The organism is Oleiphilus sp. HI0128 (assembly GCF_001635365.1).
Map to the genome: position 1 here is coordinate 1 of NZ_LWGG01000733.1, position 7,999 is coordinate 7,999.

10 protein-coding genes are annotated in these 7,999 nt (G+C 43.4%); all 10 read right to left on the minus strand.

Going from position 1 to position 7,999, the window contains the following annotated elements; translation table 11 throughout:
• A partial coding sequence (locus A3763_RS09250) for a hypothetical protein (protein ID WP_197482869.1) occupies positions 1-471 on the minus strand: 471 nt, incomplete at its 3' end.
• Positions 468-860 carry a protein TolR gene (tolR, locus tag A3763_RS09255; RefSeq protein WP_068511022.1) on the minus strand — a complete coding sequence of 131 codons (393 nt, stop codon included), beginning with the start codon at positions 858-860 and terminating at the stop codon, positions 468-470. The genes tolR and A3763_RS09250, both read right to left, overlap by 4 nt.
• Positions 861-889: 29 nt before the next feature.
• Positions 890-1,612 (minus strand): protein TolQ, encoded by a 723-nt coding sequence (gene tolQ / locus A3763_RS09260; RefSeq protein ID WP_068511024.1) that lies wholly within the window; start codon positions 1,610-1,612, stop codon positions 890-892.
• A 54-nt stretch (positions 1,613-1,666) separates the two neighbouring features.
• Complete coding sequence (locus A3763_RS09265) at positions 1,667-2,092, minus strand: YbgC/FadM family acyl-CoA thioesterase (protein WP_068511027.1); 426 nt, start codon at positions 2,090-2,092, stop codon at positions 1,667-1,669.
• Position 2,093: 1 nt separating this feature from the next.
• On the minus strand, positions 2,094-3,128 hold the full coding sequence (ruvB, locus tag A3763_RS09270; RefSeq protein ID WP_068511029.1) for a Holliday junction branch migration DNA helicase RuvB: 1,035 nt from the start codon (positions 3,126-3,128) through the stop codon (positions 2,094-2,096).
• 140 nt (positions 3,129-3,268) lie between these two features.
• Positions 3,269-3,874 carry a Holliday junction branch migration protein RuvA gene (gene ruvA, locus A3763_RS09275; RefSeq protein ID WP_068511030.1) on the minus strand — a complete coding sequence of 202 codons (606 nt, stop codon included), beginning with the start codon at positions 3,872-3,874 and terminating at the stop codon, positions 3,269-3,271.
• A 65-nt stretch (positions 3,875-3,939) separates the two neighbouring features.
• The gene (gene ruvC / locus A3763_RS09280; protein ID WP_068511032.1) at positions 3,940-4,458 is read right to left on the minus strand and encodes a crossover junction endodeoxyribonuclease RuvC; all 519 of its coding nucleotides are present in this window, start codon (positions 4,456-4,458) and stop codon (positions 3,940-3,942) included.
• A gap of 20 nt (positions 4,459-4,478) precedes the next feature.
• Positions 4,479-5,240, minus strand: coding sequence for an amidohydrolase family protein (locus tag A3763_RS09285; protein WP_068511034.1), 762 nt, complete (start codon positions 5,238-5,240; stop codon positions 4,479-4,481).
• A gap of 206 nt (positions 5,241-5,446) precedes the next feature.
• Positions 5,447-7,225, minus strand: a complete 1,779-nt coding sequence (aspS, locus tag A3763_RS09290; protein ID WP_068511036.1) for an aspartate--tRNA ligase — start codon at positions 7,223-7,225, stop codon at positions 5,447-5,449.
• A gap of 66 nt (positions 7,226-7,291) precedes the next feature.
• On the minus strand, positions 7,292-7,552 hold the full coding sequence (locus A3763_RS09295) for an FmdB family zinc ribbon protein (protein WP_068511038.1): 261 nt from the start codon (positions 7,550-7,552) through the stop codon (positions 7,292-7,294).
• Positions 7,553-7,999 lie beyond the last annotated feature (447 nt).

A 7,999-nucleotide genomic window follows, 5' to 3' on the forward strand; every position in this document is an offset into this window, starting at 1 on the left:
TTTCTTCTCCAGAGCCTTTTTCTTCTCTAGAGCCTTTTTCTTCTCTAGAGCCTTTTTCTTCTCTAGAGCCTTTTTCTTCTCTAGAGCCTTTTTCTTCTCTAGAGCCTTTTTCTTATCCAGAGCCTTTTTCTTATCCAGAGCCTTTTGTTTTTCCTGAACCTTTGCCCGCTCCCTATCTCGGAGTTGCTGTAGTTCATTTTCACTAATCACACGAGCTTGAATACTTTTTGGAGGCAACTTAACTGTTTGCTCGTTACTACTCTGCCAATTGAAAAAGAATGCAGCAATGACCAATATATGAACAGCAACACTAGCAATCAGAAACTTTCGATTTTTTACCTCTATCGCCTCGCCTAACAAGACCTTAAGGAGTTTAAAGTTTTCCGTTGCACGCTTATCTGAAGACTTTCCACTTGCTCCCTGCTTTTTCAAAGCACGAGCTTGAGAATCTTTAGCCGTGTTTTTCTTCATGGGTCCTCAGTGATCAATCCGACATCTTTCGCACCGGCATTCTGTAAAGCAGCCATCAGCTCAACCACAACTCCGTACTCTACATGCCTGTCTCCTCGCACAAGAACACTAGTAGAAGGTTCGTGTTGAAGAATAGAGCTTACATTTTTTAGTACGACCTGAAGCTCTAAAGGTTTCTTGCTTGATGATGTCATTTCCATATAGTAAGCACCGTTTGAGTCGACCGTCACGACAATCGGCTCGAGGCTTTTAGCACTTTCTACCGGGTCGCTATCAAGTAAGGGTAAATCAATCTTGATCCCCTGAGTCAGCATTGGTGCTGTCACCATAAAGATAATAAGCAGCACTAGCATCACATCGATATAGGGAACAACATTTATATCGGACATGGGTTTACGCTTAGATCTAGGCACCGTTATCAGCCTCTATTAGAAGTATTATCAGCAACACCGTCTTTTGCACTTCCTGCACTTGAATGAATATTTCGATGAAGAATACTCGAGAACTCATCAGCGAAAGTTTCATAGCTTGTATAAAGCGCATCAGCCCTTGCCGAAAACCTGTTATAAGCAACAACAGCAGGAATTGCTGCGAATAGCCCCATTGCAGTAGCAATTAGTGCTTCAGCAATACCTGGCGCTACCGTCGCCAAGGTCGCTTGCTGCTGCTGAGCAAGCCCGAGAAAAGAGTTCATAATCCCCCAAACTGTGCCGAACAGACCAACATAAGGGCTTGTAGAGCCAACTGTTGCCAAAAATGGCAGATTGGAGTCAAGTCGTTCACCCTCTCGCGAAAGCGCTACACGCATTGATCGCTGCGTCCCCTCCATCACGGCATCGGCGTCTACGCCGGCTTGTTGTTTTAAACGGTTAAATTCCTTAAACCCCGATTTAAAAATCAATTCAAGCCCACTACTCGCAGCCGACCCGGAACTTCTTTTGTACAATTTTCCTAGATCCATGCCGGACCAAAACATATCCTCAAAATTATGCTGCTGCGCATTAGCCTGTCTGAAGAAACTAGAGCGCTGGAATATCAGATACCAGGATATTATCGACGCAAGCAATAATGCCAACATAACCAACTGCACAATAAAACTTGCATCAAGAATCAAACCAACAATCGAAATCTTTTCCTGCACTTATTTTCTCCAGGTAATCTGCCAAATCTAGGCACAAAATACGGTAATAGCTGACTAACTTTGTAACCCTGTTGAACTCAAGGCTTGCTTCAGGCCTTCGGGTAGCGCTCTCGGCTTGTTATCAGGCAATGATACACAAGCGACCTTAACATTCCCCTCAACTAGCCGCCTACCAGATGAGTCTTCAACAAACTGTTCAAATTCTATATAAGTTCTTTTTAGAGACGAAACCGAAGCAGTAACATTCAGTATTTCATCAAGTTTGGCGGGGGCCAGGTATCTAACATCAAGGCTATGCACTACATAACTGATTCCTTCTTCGAAACCAGCCCGAAGCTCAAACCCTAAACTTCGAATAAACTCCGTTCTAGCACGCTCAAAATACTTTAAATAATTAGCATAAAACACGACGCCGCCAACATCAGTGTCCTCTATATAAACGCGTATTGGCAGACTGAATGCTTCGCTAGAACATGTCATATCACGCTCCGCCGCTGAGTTCGGCGGGTGCTTTCAAACCAAAATGCTGCCATGCTTTTTGTGTTGCCAGACGACCGCGCTGCGTTCTTGCCAAATACCCTTGCTGAATCAGGTAAGGCTCCAAGACATCCTCAACCGTGCCTCGCTCCTCACTAATTGCTGCCGCCATGCTTTCTACGCCAACCGGGCCGCCAGCAAATGTTTCGAGTACCGCGAGTAGTAAGCGCCGATCCATTTGATCCAAGCCTTTTGCGTCAACGTTGAGCATACTTAGGGCTTTATCAGCATTGTTCTTATCCAAGACACCATTACCTTTAACCTCGGCGTAGTCTCTTACTCGCCTTAGCAATCGATTGGCTATCCGGGGCGTCCCTCTGGAACGACAGGCTATCTCATCGGCTCCACCCTGTTCAATCTCTAATCCGAGTAACTGGGCTGAACGACTAACAATGGAGCTCAAATCCTGGTTATTGTAGAACTCAAGACGCTGAACGATCCCAAATCGGTCTCTTAACGGAGAGGTGAGCAAACCTGCTCGCGTGGTTGCACCAACAAGCGTAAAGGGAGGTAAGTCGAGCTTGATAGACCTTGCAGCCGGACCTTCACCTATCATGATATCGAGCTGATAATCTTCCATTGCCGGATATAAGACTTCTTCAACTGAAGCATTCATTCGGTGAATTTCATCAATGAAAAGAACGTCTCCTGCTTCCAAGTTTGTCAGCAATGCAGCAAGATCACCGGCTTTTTCAAGAACAGGGCCAGAAGTAGACTTAATATTGCTCCCTAGCTCATTTGCAATAATATTCGCTAGCGTTGTTTTACCTAGTCCAGGCGGACCGAAAATAAGCACATGATCCAGCGCTTCTTGCCTTTTACTGGCTGCTTGAATAAAGATATCCATTTGCTCTTTAACAGCGGGCTGCCCAACATAGTCACTTAAAGACTTAGGCCGAATCGCTCTATCTTGAACATCTTCACTCACACCACCAAGCTCGGCAGCTTGAGCGGCAATAATACGATCTGCTTCAATCATGTACATTCCAAACAGGAAACATCAATCTGGGCGTGGCCGTAATGACACACCAAGAACTTACTATGAAAGACAGTTTACAGATCAATCCAAGGGACTAAAGTTAAAAATATGTTAGACCTCGCCGACCTATAAGCCTGGTGCTACAACATTCCTTTTAGTGCAGCTTTAAGAAGAGACTCTAGGGTTTGCCCCTCATGACGCACTGATTTAATAGATTTCGCAGCATCTTGAGGCTTATAACCCAAGGAAATCAGCGCCGCTTCGGCTTCACCTTCGATATCGCTAACACGCGCTAGAGGCATATCAAGCTCAGAAATTGACACATCACCACCCTCAGGAACAAGGCCTTTAACCTTATCTCTCAGCTCTATCAACAACCTTTCGGCCGTTTTCTTGCCAATACCTGGTAGCTTCACCAACGTAGAAACATCATCATCAGCTACGCAGCGAGCTAAAGATGCACTATCTAAACCAGATAGAATAGTTATCCCCAACTTTGGACCAACACCGTTAACCTTTATGAGAACCCTGAACATGTCTCGGTCTTTCTTATTCAAGAAGCCATATAACAATTGAGCATCTTCGCGAACAACAAAATGAGTATATAGGCTCACGCTAGCGCCCGCCTCAGGCAAAGAAAAAGACGTAGAAATTGGTACCTCGACTTCATAACATATGCCCGACACATTTAATAAAACACTCTGGGCACCCTTCTCTTCGACTATTCCTAGCAATTTACCAATCATCTAAATTATCTACCTTATTTACTATTGATTTCCCATTTTGTCGCCTTAAGCAAATCAGTCAATAACTACCGCATACGACCACCGCGACTTTGACTAACACCAGAAACTTGCAGCAACAGCTTCTCACTATTCGCATGGCAAATTGCTATTGCCAAAGCATCTGCTGCGTCTGCTTGAGGTGAGCTTTCAAGCTTTAACAGGTGCATAACCATTAACTGGACTTGAGACTTATCTGCCCCCCCCTTACCAACAACCGCTTGCTTGACCTTTCTAGCCGAATACTCGTTAACTTCGAGCCCTGAATTCGCGGCTGCAACAATGGCTACGCCACGTGCCTGACCAAGCTTAAGCGCTGAAGAAGGGTTCTTGGCCATAAAAACCTCTTCGATTGCAAATTGATCCGGTTGATACTGCTGAATGAGCTGTCCAACGGCTTGAAATATAACTAACAGACGGTCGGAAAATGCTCCATCCCCGGTACGAATACAACCACTTGCAACATAAGATAAACGCCCCCTATCCTTCGAAATAAGCCCGTAGCCGGTTACTCGTGAGCCGGGATCTATACCTAGTATCAGGGACATACTTCTAAACCTTTTGATTGTTAATCAGTATCAAGGCGGTAAAACCGCCTACCATTATGCCAGGTAATATTCTGGTACGAATCGGAAGAAAAAATGCCTTTAATCAAACTCAAATCTTCATTTCTAAATGGCCTCAAAGCGCGCGTTGAGGGAAGATCTGTTCCAAACATCAAAGCATTAGGATTAATCAGCACCATCTCTTGAAGGCGCTTAATAGGGTCAAAATCGACTCGACCAAAGCCGCAAACTTTTACATAAACGCCATGCCTTAATAAATCATCTACAACAGGAAACGATGACTTCTCCATACCCATGTGATCAATACATACCTTAGGCAAATTCTTGATCAAATCTTGAAGATGATATAAACCTTCAGATGAAATATATAACTCAATATGCCAACCACACAAGTCATAAACTCGTTGTGCGAAATAGCATAGATAGCCAACCCGCTCACTTCCACCCCGAAAGAGGTTAAAGCGAACCCCCCTTACTCCGGCAGCATCGAGTTTTAATAGTTCACCATCAGAAATATCATGTGGAACCTGCGTAACCCCGACAAAATTATTAGATCTTGAGTTTAGTAAGGCAAGCGCCGAAAGTAGATAGCTCTGATCAAAAGCCTGAAAAGAGCCTGAAACAACGACACCACTCTTGATATTAAGCAGTGAGACACGTTCAAGATATTGTTCTACATCAAAGTCATCTGGTAAGAAGCCGTGATTAGAAACTAAGGGAAATCGACTATCAATTATATGAAAATGAGCATCAAAAACTGACAACTAAGCACTCCCAATGTAAAGGACGGCTCTTATGATACAGAACATCACCAATGGATCGAAGTTGCCTTAGAAAAATAGATAAACCAAACCAAGCTTTAGCTCATCAAGCACTTATCAAGTTCAGCTAATAAAAAGAAAAGAAATCAGTGCGGTGGGTTTAGCAGAGCTAAACTCTCACCGCACAAATTAGATATAAAGCTTAAATTTTAAGCTTTATTCTCAGTTTCTTTAGACTTAACACGAATGTGAAGTTCACGAAGCTGCTTATTATCAACTTCGCCAGGAGCCTGAGTTAACACACAGGTTGCACTTTGTGTTTTAGGGAAGGCAATCACTTCACGAATAGACTTAGCGCCAGTCATTAACATCACTAGACGATCCAAACCAAAGGCCAAACCACCATGAGGAGGACAACCATATTTTAGGGCGTCTAATAGGAAACCAAACTTATTTTGGGCTTCTTCGTCATCGATACCAAGAATCTCGAAAACAGTTTTTTGCATGGTGCCGTCATGAATACGAATTGAGCCACCGCCTAATTCACAACCATTCAAGACCATATCATAAGCTCTTGACAAAGCGGTTGCCGGATCTTGCTTCAACTCTTCAGGTGAGCACGATGGAGCAGTAAATGGATGGTGAATAGCTGTTAAACCACCGTCATCTAACTCCTCAAACATTGGGAAGTCCACTACCCACATTGGCGCCCACTCACAAGTATAAAGATCAAGGTCCTCACCGATCTTGCATCGAAGTGCACCAAGCGCTTCGTTGACAATTTTCTCTTTGTCAGCACCAAAGAAGACGATATCGCCATTTTTAGCACCCACCTTTTCCATAATGGATAGGGCAACATCTTCACCCAAGAACTTAACAATTGGTGATTGTAGGCCTTCAGCGCCTTTTTCAAGTTCGTTAACCTTGATCCAGGCCAAGCCTTTCGCGCCGTAAATACCAACGAACTCAGTGTATGCATCAATTTGCTTACGAGATAATGATGCACCGCCATCGACCTTAAGCGCAGCAACACGGCCTTTAGGGTCTTTTGCAGGCCCAGCAAATACTTTAAATTCTACAGTTGCCATTAAGTCAGCAACATCCACAATCTCTAAGGGAATACGTAGATCCGGTTTGTCACTACCATAACGGCTCATTGCCTCGGCGTAACTCATTTGCGGGAAGTTACCAAGCTCGACATCAAGCAAATCTTTGAACATTGAGCCAACTAAAGACTCCATCATGCCCATCAATTGATCTTCTTCAATATAAGAACACTCGACATCTACCTGCGTAAACTCAGGCTGACGATCAGCACGAAGGTCTTCGTCACGGAAGCACTTAGCAATCTGGTAGTAACGATCAACACCCGACACCATTAGTAGCTGCTTAAATAACTGCGGCGACTGCGGCAATGCAAAAAAGTTACCTTGATGAGTACGGCTAGGAACCAAATAGTCTCGCGCACCTTCTGGTGTAGCTCGTGTAAGAATAGGCGTTTCAACATCCATAAAGTCCAACTTATCCAAAAAGTTACGGATATAGTTAGTTACCTTAGAGCGGAACACAAGCTTGTTAAGCATCTCTGGACGACGCAGATCCATAAAACGGTACTTTAGGCGAGTGTCTTCGCCTACATCCACGTAACCATCTAGCGGGAATGGTGGTGTCTCAGCTTCATTCAATATCGTTAATTCTTTACCCAGTATTTCAATCTTACCAGTGGGCATATTTTCATTAACGGTGCCTTCTGGGCGAGCACGAACAAGGCCTTTTATCTGCAGTACCCATTCACTTCTTGCTCTATCAGCTAACGCAAAAGCCTGCTCGGTATCTGGATCTATAACAACTTGAGCCATACCTTCACGATCGCGCATATCTAGAAATATAACACCCCCATGGTCACGACGACGGTGAACCCAACCGCAGAGAGTCACTTCTTGACCGATATTATCTTCATTAACCGAACCGCAATAATGGCTTCGCATAAACTATTCTCACTTAATTCTAAATACTGATTAATTGTTAATTATCTTTGTTAAATCGCTACTTTATCAGGCTGCTGAAGAGCTTTCACTGCCTTTAGATTTAGAGCTATTCTCATTCTTTGAGTTGCACAGGTTTTTCTTATTTCCTGTTTTAAAATCTGTCTCATACCAACCTGACCCTGATAACCTAAAACCAGCAGCGGATATACGCTTTGAAAAAGTACTTTCGCTACACTCAGGACAATCAGTTAATGGCTTATCACTCATTTTCTGTAAGACATCTTTTTCAAAACCACAAGATTTACACACATATTCATAAATCGGCATTATTCATTACCACCTATATAAATCTTTCTTTACATACTTATTTAAAACATGACATCTAAATCACATAACAGCCATGACTAAGCAAAATCGGCGCACAGTATATACAATCTAAATATTAAAATCAGCGCTATAAAACCCAAAAAACCCCGACAGACTACGCGCTCAGGGTTCATTTTGAATAACAAATCGTTAAAGGCTAACACCTAACAATTACATAATTTGTTGTAAGATCCATATCCGCACAATAAAAAGCACACACAAAACGATATTCACCTAAGCAAGCCAATCCTATAACAAACAAAGCCGCCCTTCTGGGCGGCCTTATAAAGCTAGAGATAGAATAAGAAGCGAGCTTTTCCTCACTCCTTGCTATTCATTTAATTAGACTGAAAATAGATGGGCTTCAGAACCGTCTCCTTTGGTGCGCCGAGCTTAACTTCACCATCT